Below are 24946 nucleotides of genomic sequence, written 5' to 3' on the forward strand. Positions count from 1 at the left end.
CCATGAAAAAACAAATACTATATGTAACGACGCTGGTAACCCTAACAGCATCAGTTTTTTTAGGGTCGTGTAATAAAGCGGTAACCGATCGTACAACGGCTTACCCGGCCCTCGCACCGGCAAGCATTGATTTGAACGCAGACACCTGGAAACCTGTATTGGTAAAAGACCCCACAGTTTTTAACGTTCCAGCTCCGGACGCAACCAATTCCCCTGCATACGTTGCAGATTTGAATGAAATTAAATCGTACCAGGGCAAGCTAACTGACGACCAGGCCGCTATTGTAAAGTATTGGAGTGCAGGTGCTGTTTTAAGGTGGAACGAGATTTTGCGCGATTTGGTAGCAAAACACAATGTGCCCCCTTATCAAAATGCTGATGGCACTTACCCGGCACCAAGTTCAACCAACCCGTTTGCTTATCCTATTTTCCCTTTTGCAAACCCGCCTTATGCTGCCCGCGCCTATGCATATGTGAGCGCTGCACAATACGATGCGTTGGTTACGGCCTATCATTTTAAAAATACGTACAACCGTGTTGCACCTTATACTTTTGATGCGACCATTAAGCCGCTTATTCCCAAATCGGCATTGCCATCATACCCAAGCGAGGATGCAGTGGTTTCGGGTGCAACAGTTGAAATAATGAAGCTGTTGTTTCCGGCAGATATTGGTTATATAGAACAAAAAGCAGCCGACGAAAAATTATACCGTATTATGGCTGGTGCTAATGTTAGAGGCGAACTAAACGCTGGTGAAGCGTTGGGTACACAGGTGGCCGATGTTTTTGCTGCCCGTGCCCGTACCGACCGTGCCGGCAAAGCAATTGGGACCCCGGCATTTTGGACACAATTGCAAACACAAACAGCGGCGAAAGGCGAAACCTTTTGGATAAGCCAGGACGCACCTAAACGCCCGCCGATGTTGCCATTGTTTGGCAAAGTACTGCCGTTTTTGTTCGACACACTTACGGTTGTAGCCTTAAGGCCGTCACCGCCGCCGCTTACGAATTCAGACGCATTTAAAAAAGAAGTTGCTGAGGTGCTTACTTATAGCGAAAACCCAACACGCGATCACCAGGCGACTGTGGAGTTTTGGGCAGATGGTGTTGGTACATACACCCCGCCAGGGCATTGGGATGCAATTGCAGCTGATGAGTTTGTAAAACAAAACTACAGCGAAGTTCGCTGGGCCCGCAACTTTGCTTTACTAAACTTGGCTGAAATGGATGCCGCTATTGTGTGCTGGGACACCAAATATTTTTATTTTAACCAGCGTCCCACCCAGGCAAACCCCAAGATCAAAACGCTAACCGGCTTGCCAAATTTCCCGGCATACACATCAGGTCACTCAAACTTTAGCGGTGCCGCTGCAACGGTGTTGACCTACTTATTGCCCGATAGGGGAACCAAGTTCACCGATCTGGCTAACCAGGCTTCATTGTCACGGCTTTACGGCGCAATCCATTATCGGTCGGATATCGAAGCAGGGATGCAAACCGGTATAAAAGTAGGCCAATATGCCGTACAGCGCGGAAAAACAGACGGGGCAGGAAATTAACTAAATACACAGCAAACAAATACTCAATTACACAAGAATACTCAATCACACACAAACCCTTACATTAAATTATGAAACATACTTTTAAAATTGTCTTAACACTTGCATTATTCGTTCTCTTTACCAAATCAAATACTTTCGCACAAGGTTGCGTAGCCATACGCAGCACTGGTGGCCTTTGCACAATGAGCGAACATCCAGATAGCCTGGCACCCCAGGGCAGCTGGCTTTTTAATGCCAACAGCCGCTACTTTCGTTCATTTAGACATTTTGTTGGTAAAGACGAACAAAAACAACGTATCCAACAGGGTACAAACGTTATTAATCACGCTTTTACCCAGGATTTTAGTTTAACCCGCAATTTTAATAACCGTTGGTCATTTGCCTTAGATTTACCACTTGTACTTAACAACCGGTCATCTTTATATGAACATGGTGGTGCAAACCGCAGGTCGACTCAATCAGCCGGGATAGGTGACATTCGTTTAACAGGATACCGCTGGCTGTTGAACCCTGCAACCGCACATAATGGTAATATCCAGCTTGGGTTAGGTGTTAAATTGCCGACAGGGAAGTACGGCGCTACCGACGATTTTTACAACGTTGGGCCTAACGGCGGGTCGCGCGTTGGCCCGGTCGACCAATCGATACAACCAGGTGATGGCGGTTGGGGAATCACTACCGAAATAAACGCGTACTACAACTTTACCCATAATTTTGGAATGTACGGAACATTCTTTTATTTGTTTAACCCGCGCGACGTAAATGGTGTATCAACCGCAAGAGGCGGTACGCCAAGTGCAACAGCAATAGCCAATACAAGCGCAGTTATGAGCGTGCCAGATCAGGAACTGGTTAGGATTGGATTTAGTTTAGGAACAAAAAGCCTGGATTTTTCGGCGGGGGTACGATACGAGTGCTTACCTGTTAAAGATATAATTGGTAAAAGTGATGGATTCCGGAGACCAGGTTACATACTGTCAGCTGAGCCAGGTGTAACCTACAGACTTAAGAAATTCTCGGTATATGCGTTTGTTCCAGTTGCTGTAATGCGCGATCGTACGCAAAGCGTAGCCGATATGCGAACTACAGCGCTGACAGGAAAATACGCACATGGCGATGCGGCATTTGCCGACTACGTTGTAAACGTAGGCGCAAGCTTCAGATTTTAAGATAGAGTTGATTGTTTGATTTATTAAAGCCGGGCGTGAGATACCCGGCTTTTTATTTTTATGTTTGTTTTCAAATACTACCTTTTTAATAATGAATACTGCAGATCAGAATTTTGCCGCGCTGGGTCTTAACCTGCCGCCGGCACCAAAACCCCTTGGCGTTTACAAGCCGTGTTTAATTGATGGAAAATATTTATATGTATCGGGGCATGGTACAGTACAGGACGATGGTAGTCTTATCATCGGCAGGATTGGCGATACAATTACAATGGAAGATGGAAAGCTGGCAGCACGCCAGGTCGGTCTCGCAATACTGGCTACCATAACTGCTAACCTCGGAACTTTAAATAAAGTGAAAAGGGTAATAAAGGTATTGGGCATGGTTAACTGCACGCCCGATTTTGAAAAACACCCTTTCATTATCAACGGTTGCAGCGAATTGTTTGCAAAAGTTTGGGGTGAAGATAATGGCATAGGCGTACGGAGCGCGGTAGGAATGGGCTCGTTGCCGGATAATATTCCTGTGGAAATAGAAGCCTTATTTGAACTATTCTGAGTCGTTAGTCTTAAGTCTGTAGTCTTGAGTCAAAAAAACTCATATTAGAACGCCGACTTAAGACTTTAGACTCGAGACTACAGACTTATGACTTAAAGATGGATTGGTACACAATAAACGATATTGATAAACTAGATACACCGGTATTGGTAGTTTACCCTGCCAGGGTAAAGCTGAATATCGATACGGCGATTGGTATGATAGATAATGTGGCCCGGTTAAGGCCGCATGTTAAAACTCATAAAAGTGCCGAGGTTACCCTACTAATGCTGCAGGCCGGCATTACCAAATTTAAATGCGCTACTATAGCCGAGGCGGAAATGCTTGGTATGTGTAAGGCGCCGGATGTGCTGCTGGCTTATCAGCCAATAGGGCCGAAGCTGGATAGATTTATCAAGTTGATTTCATTATATCCAAATACGAAATTTTCCTGCCTGGTTGATAATCTGCCGGCTGCGATTGGAATATCTGAAGCCGCAATCAAAAGCGAAATAAAAGTTCCGGTTTATATTGATTTAAATATTGGTCAAAACCGCACCGGGATAAAGCCGGGAGACGCGGCTTTAGAACTTTATGTTAATTGCCAGGAGCTAGCCGGAATAGAAATAATTGGACTGCACGCCTATGATGGTCATATTCATGGTGCCGATTTGGCTGCGCGGACCCAAGAATGCGATAAGTGTTTTGAAAAAGTTGTTAAACTGCAGTCCGAAATTGTGGCTATGGGCTATCCAAAACCGGTAATTGTTGCCGGCGGGTCGCCAACATTTCCTATTCACGCTAAAAGAAAAGAAATTGAATGTAGTCCCGGTACTTTTGTTTATTGGGATAAGGGTTATCAAGGCAGCTTTGCTGAACAGCACTTTTTACCAGCGGTATTGGTGGTTGCACGCGTTATATCACTACCAGGCGAAACTACGTTATGCCTGGATTTGGGCCATAAGTCAATTGCAGCAGAACGTGAGCTAAAAACGCGCGTATATTTCATAAATGCTACTGAACTGGAAGCGGTCGGCCAAAGTGAAGAACATTTGGTTGTTGAAGCAGGCAAAGATCACAATTACAAAACCGGCGATGTAATTTACGGTATGCCTTACCATGTTTGTCCAACAGTGGCGTTATATGAAAGAGCGATTACTATAGAAGACAAAAAAATAAGCGGGGAGTGGAAGAATATTGCCCGCGACAGGAAGATAACAATCTGATTTTTAATGTAATCAACTCGATCAACTAATACAAAATGTTCACCATCGACGCCCATTTAGATCTTAGCATGAATGCCCTTGAATGGAACCGCGACTTGCGGAAACCCATTGCAGAAATTAACGCACGCGAAGCAGGCCTTACGGATAAGCCCGACCGTGCGAAAGGTGTAGTTTCGCTACCTGAATTGCGTAAGGGTAATATTGGGCTGGTTGTGGCCACTCAAATAGCACGTTATGTTGCGTTGGGAAATCCACTGCCCGGCTTGCATTCGCCCGAACAGGCTTGGGCGCAAACACAGGGACAGGTTGCCTGGTATAAAGCGATGGAAGATGCCGGCGAAATGGTGCAGGTGAATGATTTAACCAGTTTGGAAAAGCATCTTAACCTCTGGAACAATGGACATCCAAACGACACCAAAGCAGTTGGCTATATTTTAAGCCTGGAAGGGGCCGATTCCATTGTCACCATAAATCATTTGGAGCGAGCTTATAATTATGGGTTGCGCGCTGTAGGACCGGCACATTATGGCCCCGGCCGTTATGCGCAGGGAACCGACGCCACTGGTTTTATGGGACAGGAAGGGCATGGGCTATTAAAAGAAATGGAACGGCTCAATATTATTTTAGATGCAACCCATTTGTGCGACGACAGCTTTTGGGAGGCCTTAGACAATTTTAATGGTCACGTTTGGGCCAGCCACAACAATTGCCGCGCATTGGTGAACCATAACCGCCAGTTTAGCGACGAGCAGATAAAGGAACTGGTAAACCGTGGCGCCGTAATTGGCGGCGCGCTGGACGCCTGGATGATGGTGCAGGGATGGGTAAGGAGACAGTCGGATCCTAAGGCGATGAATTGTAGCCTTGAAGTGATGATAGACCATATCGACCATATTTGCCAGATTGCAGGCAATGCCATGCATGTAGGCATAGGTTCTGACCTTGACGGCGCCTTCGGCCGGGAACAGTGCCCTTACGATTTGGAAACGATTGCGGACCTGCAGAAAATACCAGCTATATTAAAAACCAGGGGTTATACACAAACTGATATCGAAAATATGATGCACGGTAATTGGCTAAGATTTTTGCGAAATGCGTGGAAATAAATCATGAATAAAGAGCAAGAAAGATTAAAGGATTCGTCCTGGAAAAAGTGGGGGCCGTATGTGAGCGACCGCCAGTGGGGAACTGTGCGTGAAGATTATAGCGAAAATGGCGATGCATGGAACTACATAACGCATGATATGGCGCGTAGTAAAGCCTATCGCTGGGGCGAGGAAGGTATTGGCGGCATCTGCGACAATGAACAACTTTTGTGTTTTTCCGTTGCTTTGTGGAACAAGAAAGACCCGATTATAAAAGAGCGGTATTTTGGACTTAGTAATCCCGAAGGTAACCATGGTGAGGACGTTAAGGAGTTGTATTATTACCTCGACAATACACCGACGCACTCCTATCAAAAAATGCTTTATAAATACCCGCAGCAGGAATTTCCCTACGGCTGGCTGGTGGACGAAAATAAACGCCGGACACGCAACGATCCTGAGTTTGAACTAATTGATACCGGAATATTTAATAACGATGACTACTTTGATGTATTTATTGAATATGTTAAAAACACCCAGCACGATACATTAATTAAAATAACCGTTAACAATAGGGGAAGTGCCGATGCTGCTATAAACGTGCTGCCAACCGTATGGTTTCGCAACACCTGGGCCTGGGGATATGATAGTTACGTGCCGGAACTGACTGCCGACTCGCATGGAGTAATAGAGATATATCACCAACACTTCGGGCAGATGTGGTTGAATGCTGAAGGCTCGCCTGAATTGATGTTTTGCGACAACGAAACCAATACGCAACGCCTGTACAATATTAACGACGGCAAGCAGTTTTATAAAGACGGTATAAACGATTATATTGTTCATGGCGCAGACACCATAAATCCGAAAAGAACAGGAACTAAAGCTGCTGTGAATTTTGAAGTAAATGTTCCTGCAAGACAAAGCGTTACGCTTAGGTTGCGTTTATCAACGGATGCGAGCAACGGGTTCGACGATTTTGATAAATTGTTTGACGCCAGGAAATCGGAAGTCGATGAATTCTATTCGGATTTAGAGAAAGGTGTCGAAAATGCCGATAGAATTATGATTCAACGGCAGGCGTTGGCCGGAATGCTCTGGAACAAGCAATTTTACTATTTCGACATCAACCACTGGCTGCACGGCGATCCGGCGCAACCTGCGCCACCTCAGCAGCGCAAAAATTCCCGCAACAGCAAATGGACGCATTTTAATACCCGTGACATTATATCTATGCCCGATAAATGGGAGTATCCGTGGTTTGCTGCATGGGATCTGGCTTTCCATTGTATCCCCCTTGCAAAAGTTGATATGGCTTTTGCCAAAAATCAGCTTAGCCTGCTTATAAAGGACTGGTATATGCACCCCAATGGCCAGTTACCGGCTTATGAGTGGGATTTCAACGACGCTAACCCACCGGTGCATGCTATGGTTACCTGGAAAATTTATCAGCAGGATAAAGCGGCAAACAATAACCAGGGCGATACTTATTTTTTGGAGCGCATATTCCACAAACTAATGTTAAACTTCACCTGGTGGGTGAATCGTAAGGATGCGCAAGGCAATAATATTTTCGAGGGAGGATTTTTAGGATTAGATAATATCGGTGTGTTCGATCGAAACGCACACCTGCCTATGGGCGAACATTTGGAACAGGCTGACGGCACCAGCTGGATGGCCATATACTCGCTGAATTTATTACGCATAGCCGCTGAACTGGCTGAGACCAACAATGCTTACAACGATATTGCGAGCAAGTTTTTTGAACACTTTATATACATCGCCGGGGCCATATCAAACATTGGGCAGGATAACGAAGGTTTATGGGATGATACAGACGGCTTTTTTTACGACCAATTGCGCCTTCCGGATAACAGCACTCAGAAAATGCGCGTGCGCAGTATTGTCGGTTTAATCCCCTTGATTGCTGCTGAGGTTTTGGATGAAAATGATATTACCAATAACCCGATATTCAGTAACCGGATGAAATGGTTTGCCGAAAATCGCCCGGATCTTGCCGGCCTTGTGTCGCGTTGGGGTGAGACTAAAACACCGGGTAAGCACCTTGTAAGCTTGTTGCGGGGGTACCGTATGAAATCACTTTTAAAATATCTACTGGACGAAAATGAGTTTCTCAGTAAATATGGCATCCGTTCGGTTTCGCGATATCATTTGGATAATCCTTATAATGTTGCTATTGACGGTGCGCAATTCAGCATTAAATATACGCCAGCCGAAAGTGACAGCGGCCTGTTCGGTGGCAATAGTAATTGGCGCGGCCCTATCTGGATGCCAATAAATTACCTGTTGATTGAAAGCCTGCACAAATTTTACCGGTATTATGGCGATGATTTTAAAATAGAATGCCCCACAGGCTCTGGGGATTTTATGAACCTGCAACAGGTGGCTGAAGATCTATACAGTCGCTTGTCAAATCTGTTTTTACGCGACGACGAGGGGAGACGGGCGGTATATGGCGACTATCAAAAAATGCAAACCGACCCTAATTTTAAAGATTATATCTTGTTTCATGAGTATTTTGACGGCGACACAGGGCGTGGAATGGGCGCGTCGCACCAAACCGGCTGGACGGGCCTGATTGCAACTTGTTTGTAACGGCAAATCAATGCCTGGTGTATTTTATATCATGGATATAAATCATACCTTATGCAAATTCTAACAGGGAAATAATCTTGAAAATGAAAACAACCAAGTTTACCGAATCAATTATTATTGAACGTGTGCCTGAGGTTGTTTTTGACTTTTCGCAGGACTACACCAAAAGGCTCAAATGGGATACCTTTTTAAGGAAAGCCGACTTGTTGTTCGGCGCTAAAAAGGCAGCGAAAGGTGTAAAAGCCTTGTGTGTTGCAAAAAATGGTTATGGTATGGTTACAGAATATGTAAGCTTTAGCCGGCCAAAGGTGACCGCCATTAAAATGACCGATGGGCCATATATGTTTAAGTTGTTTTTAGGCTAGTGGACTTTTAACGAATTACCGGAAGGTTGCACGGAGGTAGTTTTCCTTTACGCTTACGAGTTTCGCTTCCCCTTTAATTTAATAAGCGCCGTCATTAAAACGAAAATACAGCGGGAAGTTAAAAAAAGGCTTTTCGATCTTAAAAACAACATCGAAAAGGAGCCTTCATAGTGTCAATCGCGATGGTATTTACTTTTTTTCTTTCCTGTCTTCAATAGTCCCGTTAAACGAAATCGGGTCGCGGTTATTGCTGATTACCTGCAAGCTGGCGTAGCCGGTAGCCGAAACCTGTAACCGCATATACCGCACATCTTTCGATCCCTGGTTAAAATTATCCTTTAGTTTGATGATAATTTCATAGCCGCCTTTTTTACCTGCCTTGGCTTCGTAGCTAAAGTTTGTAGTGTTCAGCTTTATACCGCCATCACTTGCATCGGTAGGTGCTAATGTAACCTGGCCGTAGTAAGGCAGGTATGTTTGCAAAGTATCTTTAGATACTACCATATCATACCCAAACGTCAATGACTTGGAATTGCCCCGTTGTGGAATAACATAGTCAGCCTGGAAAACGTAGTTTTGAGCGTCGATCAGCGCCTTTACCTTGGCAACCTTTGCGGCCTCTCTTGCTGCCCGCGAAGTTTTCTGGGCCAAAACGGTTTGAAAGCATGATAATATCAATACAGATACTATTGCCAGTTTTGTTAATTTTTTCATCCTGTATATTTTATTAAGTAATTATCTACCAGATGCAATTTTTTACAAAATTCCATAAATTATTTAACGAATACTATATTAACGCCTAAATTGTTTTCTAAATAAAAAAAGCCGCCTTGTGGGCAGCTTTTAGGCCAAGATGTAAGAACCAAGAATCAAGAGCCAAGAATCAAAATAAAAAAGCGTTCAATACGATAATGAAGCGATGTTTTCTTGTATCTTGGGTCTTGTATCTTGGTTCTAAAAATTATATCAGGTTGACGCTGCGGTTCACAAACTCTGTAAGTTCGGCACCCGTCAATAGTCCCTGTGATAATAATGCAAGATCGAAGGCTTGTTTTGAAAGAGCTGCCTGCACTTCCTCATTCTCTTCGTTCAATATCCTGCTTATTAATTTATGGTTACCATTTACTATAACTTTATAATTATCGGGCATGCTGCCATAAAAACCCATACCACCACCCATGGCTGCCATTTCTTTCATGCGGCGCATAAACTCATCCATTGTAACGGTTACCGGCAATTCGTCGGGATTTAAGCTTTCCAGTTCAACTTTATACGCTGGCTTATTAATGGCTTTATCAAAAATGCCTTTTACTGTTTTTGCCTGCTCTTCGGTAAGTACATGCTCAGGAGCATCTTCTTTTTTGATAAGCTTGTCGGCAACATCAGCGTCCACACGCTTAAAGGAGGTCTTCTCCAGTTTTTGCTCAAGGTGCCCAATAAAGTGGTTATCGATAGGAGAGTTCATTACCAAAATATCGTAACCTTTTTTATTTGCCGATTGGATAAATGCATCCTGTTTGGCGGGGTCGTTGGTGTAAATGTAAACAAGCTGCCCGTCTTTGTCGGTTTGCTCAGGTGTTACCTTGTCTTTATACTCATTTAGTGTAAAGTTTTCCTTTTGAGTATTGCTCAGCAAAACAAAGTCTTTGGCCTTGTCATAAAACTTCTCTTCGCTTACCATCCCATATTTTACAAACAGGCCGATGTCGGTCCATTTTTCTTCATATGCCTTGCGGTCAGCTTTGAATAATTCTGCCAATTTATCAGCTACTTTTTTGGTGATGTAGCTGTTAATTTTCTTCACACTGCTATCAGCCTGTAAAAAGCTACGCGACACATTTAGCGGGATATCCGGTGAATCGATAACACCATGCAGCAGCATCAAAAACTCTGGCACTATATCCTTTACCTCGTCGGTAATAAATACCTGGCGCGAGAACAGTTTGATTTTGTTTTTCTGTATCTCGAAATCGTTTTTAAGCTTAGGGAAATATAGTACGCCAGTTAAGTTAAACGGATAGTCAACATTCAGGTGTATCCAGAACAGCGGGTCTTCAGAAAACGGATAAAGCTGTTTGTAAAAATTCAAGTAATCCTCATCCATTAGCTCACTTGGCGCTTTAGTCCAAATTGGGTTGGTATCGTTGATGATATTATCAACCTCAATCGATTTGTATTTAGGTTTGCCTTCTTCATCAACGCCATCTTCTTCTTCCTGTGTGTTGGTGCCGAATTTAATAGGAACAGGCAAAAATTTGCAATATTTATCAAGGATTTGCTGTAAGCGATATTTGCTTAAAAACTCTTCCGATTCCTTATTTATATGCAGCGTAATCTCTGTACCGCGCTCCTGCAGGCTGCCTTCGCTCAATTCAAATTCGGTGCTGCCGTCGCAAGTCCAGTGTGCAGGTTCAGCGCCTTCCTGGTATGACAACGATTCAATTTCAACCTTGTCGGCAACCATAAACGCCGAATAAAAACCTAAGCCAAAACGGCCGATTATTTCGTTGGCGTCTTTAGCTTCTTTGAACTTCTCCATAAACTCAGTAGCACCCGAGAATGCTATCTGGTTGATGTATTTTTTTATTTCTTCGGCGGTCATACCCAAACCATTGTCGGATATCGTGATGGTTTTAGCTTTTTCGTCGAAAGCTATTTCAACTCGTAAATCACCAAGCTCGCCATTGTATTGGCCCAAAGAGGCCAGGCGTTTAACTTTTTGCGTAGCATCAACTGCATTTGATACCAGTTCCCTTAAAAATATCTCGGTATCTGAGTATAAGAATTTTTTGATGATAGGGAAAATATTTTCGGTATGGATCGAAATTGTGCCTTTTTCTTGCATAATCTATTCGGTTATAAAATTTAATGTTTTAGTGATACTACTGCTCATCAATGCATGTTCCAAATGATGGATAGTTGACAAATTGGCAGTAGTATTTTAAAACGAAGAATGGGGAATAGCAATTATTTTATAAGAAAATGAAAGATGCCGTAGACGATTAATACACCTAAAGCCAGCAAGATGAAACCGGTTCGCCGTTTCTTTTTCATATAGCAAAGCATAATAATGCCGGTTAATGAGATCAGCGACATCAAAATGGCTGTTATATCTATAACCACGCTCCAACTTTTGCCGGTATCGCGCCCTTTATGCAGATCATTTAAAACCGCAATCAATCCGAAGCTTGTTTCGGTAATTTGATAGTTGCCATCGTTGCGATTTATATATACATCTGCCGAGTTGCCAGGGCCGTTGAATGCTACAGAAACAGCCGGGCCATCTATTCGAAATTCGCTAACATGCCCGCTTATTTTGTTTGTTTTACGAAGAAATTCGACAATGTTCAGTTTTTCAACCCTCGTCGTATCTTTATTGTTGACCCAATTTACATTTAACCTACCAGTTTGCTTTTTTACTACAGGTTTGCTGCCGAACCATTCGGCGTGATTAAGGGTAAGCCCTGTAACTGCAAAAAACAGAACAATCACAAAGCTTACCATCGAAAGGTAAATATGCAGCCAGCGCGATAACGAAACCGGGCGCTTTTTTGATGCTGATTTTGCTGATCTTACAGTTCTTATCCTTTTGTGCGGGCCACCGGCGGGTAAATTACTATTGGGCATCCTTTGGCTTTTTCCGGTAATCTAATGTGGCTGCTGCAATTTCCGCGTTGCCTGTTAGCTGCACTTGTTTAAATCCGCCTGTAAAATCCATCTTTTGCTCCATTAACTGGTAGGTACCATGTTCGCGGGCAGCCTCGATGTAGATGGTGTAAGTACCGCGATTGACTAATTTACCATTATCGTCTTTGCCATCCCATTTCAACGTGTATTTTCCTGCCGATCTTGTAGCGCTTGATGTTGAACTTACGCTCGCATTGGCATCCATAAAGCTTTGGTAATAAGTTCGGTACCAGGCATGCATTTCATCCAGGTACCGGGTTTTGTTATACCATAATGCAATATTGCGAACGGGTTTGTTATCTTTATCAACCACCCAAACGGCAACATATGGCCGGTGTACCCTGAAACCCTGTATTTCTGCAAGTTCAATGTTAATAGCAAGTTCGGTGTTCGGATCCCAGGTATTCGCTTTGATGTCTGTTGCCGGGGTAGCAGTGTTTGCCACAGATAGTTCAATTGCTTTCCATCCTTCACTTTCAATCCGTTCCCCTTTGTTCGTGAATATTAAATATTGCACGCCCGGCATGCTGGCCGCAAGTTTTACACTTTCTGCAGGTTTAAGCACGCTGAAAGCCGTGGCAAGCGCGCCGGCATCGGAAGCATTATCTGCAACTACGGTCGAGCTTATTACAGTTTCGGCAGGTATTCCGGTGCGCGGGTCAACAATATGTGAATACCATTTCCCATTAATTAATTCTCCCCGGCGGTAGTTGCCGCTGGTGGCAATTGCTTTATTGCTCAAAGCAACTTTTGCTATAGCGGCATCATTTTCTGCATCGGCTTTTGGGTTGCTGATTTGGACCTGCTCAGTATGATTTCCTCTTATAACAATATCACCACCAATATTCAGGACTATCGCCGTAACGCCGTTTAAGCCCAACGCAGCATCGCAGGCTTTATTAATGATATAGCTTTTAGCAAAGGAGTTGAGTATCAAAGGCGCATTATCCAGGCGTTGCACGGTGCTGTTTTCGGCATTTAGTATGTAATGCGTGCCGCGGACGGTTTTAACTGCCTCGTCAATTTCAATTTGTGTTGGCACCCGGTTTTCTTTCGCCGCCGATTTCCATAGTTTAGTGATCACCTCGGCCGATGGGTCTAATGCGCCGTTGGTACGTTTTCGCCATTTATCAAACAAATCGAGCACCTGGAATAGTTCGGGTGATATCTTTGTCACCTTTTGCGATCCGTTCATCCAACGGCTAAATTCGCTTTGAGTATTGTAACCGCTAAGAATATGGTCGAGCCGGTCTATTTCGTTCAGGGCCTTTGCTTCGGCCTGGTCAGCGACATTTTGATCAGGCGCCGAAATTTTTATTTGCAGGGAAGTTCCTAAAATATTTTCGTAATCAGAGACATAGGTTTTTCCCGTGTTTAAGGGGGCGTTGCCAGTATTGCTGCAAAGCAGTATTGCCAGGCAAACCATTAAGGCGCCGGGCACAAGTTTGATTTTAATAAACAGACGGTTCATAAAGTATTTTCGTGTTATGGGTATGGGAACAAATTATTCAAACAATAATATTAAAAATATATTGTTTGAAAATAGGCTATAAATTTGGAGGAATATTGAACCTAACAAAATTGTTGCTTTCAATATTATTTAATAGCATTAATAACCGTGGTAAGCACGGCTTTTAAGTTGTCACTTGTCTGTTCATCTGTTATATTTCCATTCCCATCCATTTTCGACCTGATAAAAGAAATTAACAAAGTAATATCTTCCTGCCGGTTGGCATCTATTGCCCCGAGTACCTTTTTCAATGCTTCATGCGCATTTTCGCCGCCTGTTGACGCAGTTATCAATGCAGTCAGCTTTCCGGTGAAAGAGCCGCTCGACACCATCCAATCCAAAGCATTTTTTAGCTGACCCGGTATGCCAAAGGCGTATTCAGGGGTGCAGATGATGACAGCATCTGCGTTTGTTATAAAATTGCGGAGCTCGGCTACAGCCTCCTGTGGCATATCGTGGTCGCTTCCCGGGTCGAAAGGTGGGATATCGGCTAACCTGTCGTAAATAGAGAAGGCAATGTCGGCCGGTGCCATCGACTTCAAAAAATTAAGAATAGCATGGTTTGATGACCCGGAGCGCAGGCTGCCGGGTATGGCGAAGATGTTTTTTTTGACAGTTAACTGCATTTTTAAGATTTATAAATACAATAGTACTTTTATATGCTGGAGACCTGTTTTATTACTGAAAAATATGATGAAATATTGCCGTGCAGCCATCTGCCACATATTTTTTGTCGCGCATCCTATTATCCTAAAAATCCTGCAAATCTTAGTTTTAGCCTCCCTGCGTACTAAACTGCAATATGAATGTAGCTCCCATACCTTGTGTCGATTGCACTTGTATGTTTCCCTTATGCAATAGCATGATCTGTTTACAGAGACTAAGCCCAATGCCGCTTCCACTTTTGCGTGTACTGAAGAACGGGATAAATATTTTATCCAGCAATTCGGGTGGCATACCCAGTCCATTGTCCGAAACTTTTACGAGTGTTTTATTGTTGCTCAATACCTCTGCAGATAGCGTTAGGGTAGGACTCTCGCGATCCTTTACCGCCTCTATGGCGTTCACCAGCAGGTTTATCATTACCTGCTCAATGAGGTTCAAATCGGCTTCGATAGCCAGGGTGGGGTCGCGCAGGATGATCTCCAGTTCGATGTGTTTCTTTTCCAGCGTAGGGCGCATCAGCCGGTTAAGGGATTCGAACAAGTTACGTACCAGTATCTTGGTTAAATCAAGCTTGGTGATTTTATTCAGGCTACGGTAGCTCTCGGTAAATTTAAGCAAACCTTCGCTGCGGCGCTTAATGGTATCGATACCCAGTTCCAAATCCTCCATTTGGGTGCTCACTGGGCTGTTCTTAATTTCGGGGCTTTGCAGGCGGTTTTTTAGCGTGTCGGCAAGTGATGATATCGGTGCCACGGAGTTCATAATCTCGTGCGTCATTACATTCAGCAGCTTTTGCCAGGCCTTTGATTCGGTTTCGTCCAGGGCCTCGCTCACGTTTTGGAAGGCAATCAACTTATACATCTTATCCTCGCTACGCATTACACTCGCAGTAACCAATATTTTAACCAATTGTTGGTTGCGGGTTACCGTCAATATTTTGCTGTCGCCAGGCTTAAGTTTAATTATCTCGTTGTATAACTCTTCCTCCCGCTTTTCGAGCGAGTGGATGGTTTTAAGATAAGGCACGCCAATCAACTTCTTAAAAGCCTCGTTGATCCAGCCGGTTTCGCCGCTTTCCTGCTCATACGATATGATGCCGGTATCAACCAGCTCCAATATTTTTTGCAAGTAATGATACTGGGTTTCGCGCTCGCGGCTTATCAACTTAAACGTTGTATTTATTTCGTTAAATCCTTTACGTAACGGTTTTAATTCGTTTGGCGCTTTACGCACGTCAAAGTGGCGCGAAAAATCGCGGTAATGTATCGACTCTACAAACTGGCTCACCTCGTCCTGTGCCTTTTTCTGGAAACGTATAAGGTCGAGCACCTGGTAAGCGCAAAGGGGCACGGTTATTACCAGAAACATTTTCTGGCTGTCAACTAAAAGATACGACGAAACGCTAAGTGTAATAAACATTAATATTACACGCATCACCAAACGCCATTCGTAACGGTTAAATATCATACTTGCTCAATCTGCGGTAAAGGGCGGTGCGGGTAAGTCCTAATTCTTTTGCAGCCCTGGTAATATTGCCGTTGTGCTTTTCTATCACACGTAAAATGGCGTTTTTCTCCAGCGTGCTCAATGGTACATTATCGTCGTCGACAATAACTTCGCCCGGTGTTTCCAATATCGAAAATATCAAGTCGTCTGGCCGGAGCAACTGGTCATCGGCCATAATAACGGCGCGCTCGATTGTATACTGCAATTCGCGTACGTTGCCCGGGTAATTGTACGATTTTAATTTCACTAAAGACGCGGCATCAAAATCAACAGATGGTTTTAAGTACTTAGTGGCATAAAGCTTTGCAAAATGCCGGGCAAGTATCACAATATCCTCATTACGTTTGCGTAGTGGCGGCATATTAATTTCAACCGTGTTTATGCGATAAATTAAATCTTTACGGAAACGGTTTTCGTTAGCCAGTTCAGACAAAGGCAGGTTGGTGGCGCATATTAGCCTGATGTCGATATCGACGGCCTTATTTGTGCCCAACCTGGTTACCTGCCTGTTTTGCAAAACGGTTAACAGTTTTGCCTGTTGTTGTAATGATATATTCCCTATTTCGTCCAAAAACAGGGTGCCGCCCTGTGCATCCTCAAAACGTCCGCTGCGGTCTTCCCGGGCATCGGTATAGGCGCCTTTTTTGTGTCCAAACAGCTCGCTTTCAAACAGGGTGTCGGTAAGGGCACCCACATCTACCTTAATAAATGGCTTGTCTGCCCTTAAGGAACGCTCATGAATCGCCTTGGCCATCAAATCCTTACCGGTTCCATTTTCGCCTAAAAGTAAAATATTAGCGTCGGTGGGGGCAATTTTATTTACTTTATGAAAGATATCCTGCATTACTTCCGACTCGCCCAATATGGATGTATCCCCGGTTGCAGTTTTGGATGAAGTTTTAACAGTTTTAACACCTTCTCTTTTATCAAGCAGGTCTTTAATGGTATCGATCAGCTTTTCGTTATGCCACGGCTTAACAATAAAGTCATTGGCGCCTTCTTTTAACGAACGTACTGCAAGATCGATATCGCCATAAGCGGTAATCATAATTACACAAACAGCCGGTTTCCACTCCTTAATTTTCCGCAGCCAGTATATGCCCTCGTTACCTGTGTTAATGGCGCTGTTAAAATTCATATCCAGCAACACCAGGTCGACCTGGTTGCGCTGTAGCAGCCAGTTAAGGTTTTCCGGGTTCTTTTCGGTAATAATTTCCTGCGCTTCGGTCTTAAGCAATAGCTTCACGGCCGTAAGCACATCAGGGTCGTCATCAACAATTAGTACGTTAGCTTTTTTTAGTATCATTATCTAGAAGTTCATGGTCGATAGTTCATGGTTTATAGTCAACCAATCACCAATTATACCATTAATATTATTTAATCAACAAATCTTTATAATTTTAATACTGCTTTCTTACAGTAAATTCTCAACCTTGATCTAATCAGCTCCTATTCAACAATTTTTATGCTAAATATTAAAAACTCCGGATTATTAAACATAAATCATTAACTATGAACCATCAACCACCAACTATGTGTAAATAAACCTAAATTAAACCGTAAATACCTTTAAATGTATTGTATCATAAACGTACACTTGCTGTAACAGAAGCGTACGCCCGTACATTACATTTGACCTTTAAAATACTGATAAACAGGTATTTAATTTGTGGCATATTCTTTTGTAACTAATAACAAAATATAAATTATTAAACAGTGGACAGAGTAATTGAAAAAAAGACCTGGAATACCAAACGGATACTAACTATTGCCGGTATAGCGGGCATTGTATTGTTAATTGGCGGAAGCATTTATTTTACATCGGGCAAAAGCAAGCTCGATGTTGATACAGAACGTATAACCATAAGTGAAATTAAAAAAGGCCCTTTCCAGGAGTTTATCCCTGTTAACGGCGTGGTAATGCCACTCACTACTATTTACATTGATGCAACAGATGGTGGCCGCGTAGAACAAAAATATGTTGATGACGGCGCTCTTGTAAAAGAGGGTGACCCGATACTTAAATTATCAAATACCGACCTTGAGCTTAGCCTGGCAAATGAGCAAAGCACCGTTTATGGTAACCAGACACAGATGCAGATATCCCACATCCAGGCTCAGCAAAGTACCATTGGTAAACTAACCAGCATGGAAGATGTTGATGTACAGCTTAAAGAAGCAGAGCGGATTTATAAGCTTGATAAAGACCTTTACGCAAAAAAGGCTATCGGCTCGCAGGAAATGGAAACCGCAACTCATCAATACAATTACAATTTGGCCAAATGGAGACTTGCTAAGAAGATATTGCAGCAGGATACCTTATCTGTTAAACAACAGGATAAACAAAACCTGGAGCAGTATGCACAGATGAAAAACACCCTTGACCTGTTACGTAAAAAAGTAGACGCCCTGACAGTACGGGCACCTGTTGGTGGCCAATTAACCAACTTTGATGCGGAAATAGGACAAAATAAAAATAAAGGGGAACATTTGGGACAACTCGACGTCTTATCAGGTTTTAAGGTAAGATGCGGAATTGAAGAGCATTATTTATCGAGAGTTTTCACCGGCCTAAAAGCGCATTTTGATTTTGCCGGAAAAACTTACCAGCTGATTGTTAAAAAGGTGTTTTCGAATATCGTAAACGGGCAGTTTAATGTTGACATGGCATTTGTAGGCGAAACTGCTAAAGGCATTAAAAAAGGGCAAACCTTGCAGGTATACCTTAATTTAAGTGAAGAAACAACAGCGCTATTATTGCCAAAAGGCGGCTTTTTCCAGCAAACCGGTGGTAACTGGATATTTAAAGTAAGTGCAGATGGTAAAAAAGCCTATAAGGTTGATATACAGATAAACCGTCAGAGCCCTGATTACTTTGAGCTGACATCGGGTTTACAGCCAGGCGATAAAGTTATCACCTCGAGCTACGAAACGTATGGAGACATTCAGGAGCTGGTGCTTAAGAAGTAGCTTGTTAGAGATTAGAGATCAGAGGTTAGTTAATATAAAACTAATGAACCAGTGAACTATTGTATAAATAAAAAAGGCAATTAATTTAAACTACACATAAAATAAAATTAAACTTATATGAGCAAAAATGAAGTAGGTGACGGCAGCACCATGATAAAAATCACCGACCTGGAGAAGTTTTATCGCACCGAAGAGGTTGAAACAATCGCTTTGAACAAACTGTCAATCGAAATTAAAACCGGCGAGTTTGTTGCCATCATGGGCCCTTCGGGCTGTGGTAAATCAACATTGCTTAACATCCTGGGTATGCTTGACGATCCGGATGAAGGCAGCTATGTTTTCAACGGCATCGAGGTAGCTCATTTCACCGAGCGCAAAAGGGCTGATTTACGCAAACACAACATTGGCTTCGTATTCCAGAGCTTTAACCTTATTGACGAGCTGACTGTATTTGAAAATGTTGAGCTTCCGTTAATTTACACTGGCGTTCCATCGGCCGAACGTGTAAAAAGGGTAGAAGAAGTTTTGGACAAAATGCAGATCATGCACCGCCGCAACCACTATCCGCAACAGTTGTCGGGTGGTCAGCAACAACGTGTGGCAATAGCCCGTGCGGTTGTTAACAAACCAAAACTGATACTTGCGGATGAGCCCACCGGTAACCTTGACTCGAGCAACGGTAACGACGTGATGGAGCTACTGACCGACCTTAACGAACAGGGTACTACCATTATAATGGTAACACACTCTGAGCATGATGCCCGTTACAGCCACCGTATCATCCGCTTACTGGATGGACAGAGTGTAATGGAAAACATTATGATATAATGTACTGGTAACCTAACCGGTCACAAAAGAAAGTTTATATAAGTTAATAAAGTGCCTCTGCTATCCCCTCCTAAATGGAGGGGTAGCTTGAGTGTTGCCCGGACTTTCCGGTGGTAGTTTGTTTTAAAACATTGATAATGAAATAAGTTGTAATAAAACGGCAGCAAATTTCATCATCCGGTATCAAAAGCCTGAACCCGTTTTTCGTTAACTATTAACTATTGTACGATGTTTAAAAACTACATAAAAATTGCATTTCGCAACCTGAAAAAAGACAGGCAGTTTACCTTTTTAAACGTAGTAGGGCTTTCGGCGGGCATTGCATGTACCTTGCTGATTTACCTGTGGGTTCATGACGAAATGAGCTACGACAAGTTTTTTGATAACGATAACCGCCTGTACCAGGTAATGGAGCATCGCAAAGGCGGCGAGGTTGATGGCATATCTGACGAGTCATCGGGCCTGGTTAGCGAAACTCTCATCGTACAGAACCCAGAGGTAGAATATGCAACCCCGGTTGCCCCGGCAGACTGGTGGCAAAAATTCACATTAACGGTAGGCGATAAAAACCTTAAAGCCACGGGTCAATATGTTGGCAAAGATTACTTCAATGTTTTTTCCTTTAAAATGATAAAGGGAAAAAAGGGAGACGTGCTTGCAGCAAAAAATAACATTGTAATTTCCGACGAGCTTGCTAAAAAGCTGTTCAATAGTACTGAAAATGCTATAGGGAAGGCAATCAAATTTCAGCACGACAAAGACTTTTTTGTATCGGGTGTGTTTGAAAAACTACCCATACATTCCTCACAACAATTTGATTTCGTTTTATCCTTCGGTTACCTGGCCGATGTACAGGGCTGGGTAAAAACATGGCCCAATGGCGGCCCGCACAATTATGTGCTTTTGAAAAATGGGGCCGATGCCAATAAGTTAAGTCACAATATTACCGACATGATAACGAAAGCCGACGGTGATACCACCCGTCATCTTTTTTTATCAAAATTCTCTGACATTTACCTCAAACATACATTTAACCATGGTTCGCGCATCGGCGGTAAAGAGGAATATGTAAAACTCTTTTCCGTTATCGCACTTTTTATACTAATAATAGCCTGTATCAATTTCATGAACCTGTCCACCGCCAAAGCATCAGGCAGGATGAAGGAAGTAGGTATAAAGAAGGTTGTGGGGGCCGAGCGAAGCCAGTTAATAATACAGTTTCTATCCGAATCGGTATTAATGGCCTTTTTTACCACACTACTCGCAGTATGTATTGCCTGGTTGCTATTGCCGCAGTTTAACCAGCTTACGGGCAAACAAATAACATTAACTTTTGATAGCACCCTCATTCTTACATTAACAGGTATTATGTTATTTACCGGCCTGGTTTCCGGAAGTTACCCGGCCTTGTACCTTTCTAAGTTTAATCCCCTGGCTATTTTAAAAGGCAAGCTTAAATCTTCGGTGTCTGAGCTTATTGCCCGTAAAGGTTTAGTGGTGTTTCAATTTACGCTTTCGGTTACCCTGATTGTGGCCGTGCTGGTGGTTTACCGGCAAATACAGTACATACAGTCAACGTCACTTGGGTACAATAAAAATAACGTTATAAGGATTGATTCAGAAGGGAAGCTCGCCGGTAACGAGGACCGGTTTGCTACGGAATTAAAAAATATTTCCGGCGTGGTCAATGCCAGCTACACCCAGCATAATATTGTCGGCAGAAACTATGCAACAGGCGGTCTAAGCTGGGATGGCAACGTTGCTGCCGACCAGGCAATTTATTTCGAGGGCTTTTTTGGCGGGTTTAATTTGACAGAAACCCTTGGGATGCAGGTAATAGCCGGCAGGTCGTTCTCAAAAAACTACGGCGCCGAGGGCAACAAAATTCTGCTGAACGAAGCGGCGGTTAAAACCATGCACCTTAAAAATCCTGTAGGGGCAAATATTAAAGCTTATGGCTCCAACCACCAGGTTATTGGTGTGGTTAAGGATTTTCACTTCGAATCATTACACGAAATAGTGAAACCATCCTTTATAATGCTTAACGGCGGAAGCCCGTATAATAAAATGATGATCAGAATCAAAGACGATCATCAGAAAGAAACCATTGCGCAAATCCGCCGGTTGTATGAGTCGTTTAATCCAGGCTTTCCTTTTGCTTACAGTTTTTTGGATGAAGCCTATCAAAAGCAATACGAAACAGAAACCAGGGTGTCGTTACTTTCAGAATACTTCTCGGTATTAGCCATCCTTATTTCATGCCTTGGCCTGTTCGGTCTTGTTGCGTTCACAGCACAAAAACGGCAAAAGGAAATCGGTATCCGCAAGGTTATCGGGGCATCGGTTAACAGCATCGCTTTGATGCTAACGCAGGATTTCCTGAAGCTGGTTAGCATAGCAGTCATAATTGCCTTCCCGCTATCATGGTGGCTGATGAACAAATGGCTGAATAGCTTCGCTTACCGTATTGACCTTGGGCCGGGCGTATTTATAATAGCTTGTGCAGCTGTTGTTTTAATAACTGTACTTACAGTGAGTTTCCAGGCTGTAAAAGCGGCAGTGGCAAACCCGGTGAAGAGTTTGAGAAGCGAATAGGCAGTAGTAGTAGCAGCTGGCAGTTTTAAAGAAAAAGGTTCTACCAATGAACTAGTGAACAATTGAACTAATGAACAAACAATGATCAGGAATTATTTAAAAACAGCTTACCGCAGCCTTTCAAAAAACAGGGGCTTTACCACCCTGAACATTTTAGGGCTATCATTAGGCCTGGCAAGTTGCCTGCTCATAATTTTTTACGTTGTTGACGAGTTAAGCTACGATCGTTATAATACAAAAGCCGGCAGGATATACCGTGTTAACGAGGATTTAAAGCTTGGCGAGAATAATGTTCTTTATGCTGTGGCTATGCCGCCCTTGGCCAAAACGCTAAAAAGCGATTTTCCTTATATCGAAAATACTGTACGAATTAAAAATGCAGGTTCAGCGCATGTAAAAAAAGGGACAGCCAGTATTCTCGAAAATCGAATGGCCTTCGCTGATCCCTCGTTATTTGACGTGTTTACCCTGCCTATGATAACCGGCGACCCTAAATCGGCATTGGCAGAGCCCAACAGTGTTGTGTTAACCGAAAGCACAGCAAAAAAATACTTCAACAGTACCAATGTAGTAGGCAAGACTTTGGCTTTTGATAACAACGGGTTTTTCAAAATAACCGGTGTTATAAAAGACATACCACAGCAATCTCATTTTAATTTTGACTTCTTCATCTCCATGTCCAGCTTTCCGGATAGCAAATCGAACGAATGGCTGAGAAGTGATTATAATACTTATGTTTTATTGAAGGATGCCGCAGACAGTAAAAAAATGGAAGCATCATTACCCGCGTTTTTAAACAAATATAGCGGCGACCAAATGAAATCGCAACTTCATATGGATATGGGCGCATTTGAAAAAAGCGGCAGTTTCTTCCGGCTCAATTTAACTCCTCTAACGGATATTCACCTGAAATCGAACCGCAGCGGCGAACTTAGCGCAAATGGCAGTGTACAGTATGTTTATATTTTTTCGGCTATCGCACTATTCATCCTGTTAATCGCTTGTCTGAATTTTATGAATTTATCAACAGCACGCTCTGCCAACAGGGCACGCGAGGTTGGTGTGCGCAAAGTTTTGGGTTCAGGAAAAAAACATTTGATCGCCCAGTTTTTAACGGAGTCGACTTTACTAACCTTTGCTGCTACTGTTATTGCGTTTGTAGCTACCATGGCCATGCTGCCTGCATTTAACCAGTTATCGGGCAAGCAAATTACTGTGGACGCCCATACGCTGGGGTGGCTTATTCCAGCATTACTGCTCATTGTGATGTTTGTCGGCGCAATTGCAGGTTCCTATCCGGCTTTTTATTTATCCGCATTTCAGCCTATCGATGTTTTAAAGGGAAAGCTGGCAGCCGGCTTTAAAGGCAGCAGCCTACGGAGTTTTTTAGTTGTACTTCAATTCTCCATCTCCATTTTTTTAATAATCAGCACAATCGTTATTTACAATCAGCTTCATTTTATACAAAGCAAAAATTTAGGGTATAACCGTGGCCAGGTTTTAATTGTACAAAATGTTTTTGAGCTAAATAAACAGGCCGGAGTATTTAAGCAGGAGGTGAAAAAACTCCCCGGCGTTGTTGATGCTACTTTAACAGGTTTTTTGCCCACTTCTAACTGGAAAAGTACAGCCATCTATTTTAAAGATGCCGGCTTTGACCAAAAGAAAGCGCTATTCCCGCAAAGCTGGGAAGTTGACGAAGATTACATTAGCACACTCGAAATGAAGATGGCTGCCGGTCGCAATTTCTCGGCGGACATGCTGACAGATTCATCGGGAGTCATTATAAACGAAGCCGCCGCAAAATTCCTGGGGCTTAAAGACCCGATAAACAAACCTTTATACAAATCAAATGGCGGCGAGCAGAATGTGGCGAACTCAAAACAGCTCCATATTATCGGCGTTGTAAAAGATTTTAATTTCAGTTCATTACGTGATGTGGTTGGTCCGGTTGTTTTAACGCTGGCGCATAATACTGGCGCATTGAGCATTCGGGTACGTACCACAAACATACCCGCGCTTTTAGCACAAATTAATGCGGGTTGGAAGGAACTGTCGCCAGGTATACAAATGAACTATTCGTTTATGGACCAGGATTTTGACGCGTCGTACCGCGCGGAACAACGCACAGGTACTATTTCGCTGATATTTAGTTCGCTGGCCATAATAATTGCCTGCCTTGGTTTATTCGGTCTTGCGGCCTACGCTGCCGAGCAACGGGCCAAAGAAATCGGCGTCCGGAAAATATTAGGCGCCCGGATAACGGCCATTGCCGGTATGTTGTCTTTCGATTTTATAAAGCTGGTATTGGTTGCCATTTTAATTGCCTTGCCCGCAGGCTGGTATTTAATGAATAAATGGTTGCAAAGTTTTGCCTACCGCCAGGAAATAAAATGGTGGGTTTTAGTGCTGGCAGGTTTTACTGCAATATTTATTGCGCTGATCACTGTAAGTTTTCAATCGATAAAAGCAGCATTGAGCAACCCGGTGGAGAGCCTTCGCTCAGAATGAGCTATGGCTCTCGAAGAGAGTTAAAGAGGTGAGTAGGGATTGGCAGTAGCAGTAGCAGTTATTCCTGCTATAACCACCAATGAACTAATGAACAATTGAACCAATGAACAAATAA

Annotated in this window: 18 protein-coding genes; 11 read left to right on the top strand and 7 right to left on the bottom strand. The window is 43.2% G+C overall.

All coding sequences use genetic code 11. The annotated features are described in order from the left end of the window. Positions 1–2 precede the first annotated feature (2 nt). The 7 genes from Q0R52_RS22295 (at position 3) to Q0R52_RS22325 (ending at position 8558) form a co-directional block, all read left to right on the top strand. Positions 3–1559 (top strand): phosphatase PAP2 family protein, encoded by a 1557-nt coding sequence (locus Q0R52_RS22295; protein ID WP_295798734.1) that lies wholly within the window; start codon positions 3–5, stop codon positions 1557–1559. 71 nt (positions 1560–1630) lie between these two features. Further along, positions 1631–2731, top strand: a complete 1101-nt coding sequence (locus tag Q0R52_RS22300) for a hypothetical protein (protein WP_295798737.1) — start codon at positions 1631–1633, stop codon at positions 2729–2731. 91 nt (positions 2732–2822) lie between these two features. Then, a complete protein-coding gene (locus Q0R52_RS22305; protein ID WP_295798739.1) occupies positions 2823–3287 on the top strand; it encodes a RidA family protein in 465 nt (154 codons plus the stop codon). Between the two features lie 98 nt (positions 3288–3385). After that, positions 3386–4492, top strand: coding sequence for a D-TA family PLP-dependent enzyme (locus Q0R52_RS22310; protein WP_295798741.1), 1107 nt, complete (start codon positions 3386–3388; stop codon positions 4490–4492). Between the two features lie 35 nt (positions 4493–4527). Then, positions 4528–5598 (top strand): membrane dipeptidase, encoded by a 1071-nt coding sequence (locus Q0R52_RS22315; protein ID WP_295798743.1) that lies wholly within the window; start codon positions 4528–4530, stop codon positions 5596–5598. Between the two features lie 3 nt (positions 5599–5601). Further along, positions 5602–8193, top strand: a complete 2592-nt coding sequence (locus Q0R52_RS22320) for a glucosidase (protein WP_295798746.1) — start codon at positions 5602–5604, stop codon at positions 8191–8193. Positions 8194–8276: 83 nt separating this feature from the next. Next, positions 8277–8558, top strand: a complete 282-nt coding sequence (locus Q0R52_RS22325; RefSeq protein ID WP_295798749.1) for an SRPBCC family protein — start codon at positions 8277–8279, stop codon at positions 8556–8558. 189 nt (positions 8559–8747) lie between these two features. Here the strand turns inward: Q0R52_RS22325 and Q0R52_RS22330 are convergent, their stop codons facing one another. The 7 genes from Q0R52_RS22330 to Q0R52_RS22360 all read right to left on the bottom strand — a co-directional run bounded on the left by Q0R52_RS22330 (position 8748) and on the right by Q0R52_RS22360 (position 17233). Further along, on the bottom strand, positions 8748–9272 hold the full coding sequence (locus Q0R52_RS22330) for a DUF4251 domain-containing protein (RefSeq protein WP_295798751.1): 525 nt from the start codon (positions 9270–9272) through the stop codon (positions 8748–8750). A gap of 247 nt (positions 9273–9519) precedes the next feature. Next, positions 9520–11403 (bottom strand): molecular chaperone HtpG, encoded by a 1884-nt coding sequence (htpG, locus tag Q0R52_RS22335; RefSeq protein WP_295798753.1) that lies wholly within the window; start codon positions 11401–11403, stop codon positions 9520–9522. A 122-nt stretch (positions 11404–11525) separates the two neighbouring features. Then, positions 11526–12185, bottom strand: a complete 660-nt coding sequence (locus Q0R52_RS22340) for a PepSY-associated TM helix domain-containing protein (protein WP_295798756.1) — start codon at positions 12183–12185, stop codon at positions 11526–11528. Beyond that, positions 12175–13716 carry a DUF2271 domain-containing protein gene (locus Q0R52_RS22345; protein WP_295798759.1) on the bottom strand — a complete coding sequence of 514 codons (1542 nt, stop codon included), beginning with the start codon at positions 13714–13716 and terminating at the stop codon, positions 12175–12177. The genes Q0R52_RS22340 and Q0R52_RS22345 overlap by 11 nt, the downstream gene beginning before the upstream one ends. A gap of 125 nt (positions 13717–13841) precedes the next feature. After that, on the bottom strand, positions 13842–14381 hold the full coding sequence (locus Q0R52_RS22350; RefSeq protein ID WP_295798762.1) for an NADPH-dependent FMN reductase: 540 nt from the start codon (positions 14379–14381) through the stop codon (positions 13842–13844). A 148-nt stretch (positions 14382–14529) separates the two neighbouring features. After that, a complete protein-coding gene (locus Q0R52_RS22355) occupies positions 14530–15888 on the bottom strand; it encodes an ATP-binding protein (protein WP_295798764.1) in 1359 nt (452 codons plus the stop codon). Next, entirely contained in the window at positions 15878–17233 is a 1356-nt protein-coding gene (locus Q0R52_RS22360; RefSeq protein ID WP_295798766.1) for a sigma-54 dependent transcriptional regulator, read from the bottom strand. Before Q0R52_RS22360 ends, Q0R52_RS22355 begins: the two co-directional genes overlap by 11 nt. A 410-nt stretch (positions 17234–17643) precedes the next feature. Between Q0R52_RS22360 and Q0R52_RS22365 the strand changes: the two genes are divergently transcribed. The 4 genes from Q0R52_RS22365 to Q0R52_RS22380 all read left to right on the top strand — a co-directional run bounded on the left by Q0R52_RS22365 (position 17644) and on the right by Q0R52_RS22380 (position 24831). Next, positions 17644–18897, top strand: a complete 1254-nt coding sequence (locus Q0R52_RS22365) for an efflux transporter periplasmic adaptor subunit (protein WP_252793326.1) — start codon at positions 17644–17646, stop codon at positions 18895–18897. A gap of 150 nt (positions 18898–19047) precedes the next feature. Then, entirely contained in the window at positions 19048–19725 is a 678-nt protein-coding gene (locus Q0R52_RS22370) for an ABC transporter ATP-binding protein (RefSeq protein ID WP_252793349.1), read from the top strand. A 228-nt stretch (positions 19726–19953) separates the two neighbouring features. After that, positions 19954–22320, top strand: a complete 2367-nt coding sequence (locus Q0R52_RS22375) for an ABC transporter permease (protein WP_295798771.1) — start codon at positions 19954–19956, stop codon at positions 22318–22320. A gap of 81 nt (positions 22321–22401) precedes the next feature. After that, positions 22402–24831: an ABC transporter permease gene (locus Q0R52_RS22380; protein ID WP_295798774.1), complete on the top strand. Its 2430-nt coding sequence runs from the start codon at positions 22402–22404 to the stop codon at positions 24829–24831. The last annotated feature ends 115 nt before the right edge of the window (positions 24832–24946 follow it).

Origin of the sequence: Mucilaginibacter sp. (assembly GCF_025359345.1) — a bacterium.
Taxonomy (GTDB): domain Bacteria; phylum Bacteroidota; class Bacteroidia; order Sphingobacteriales; family Sphingobacteriaceae; genus Mucilaginibacter.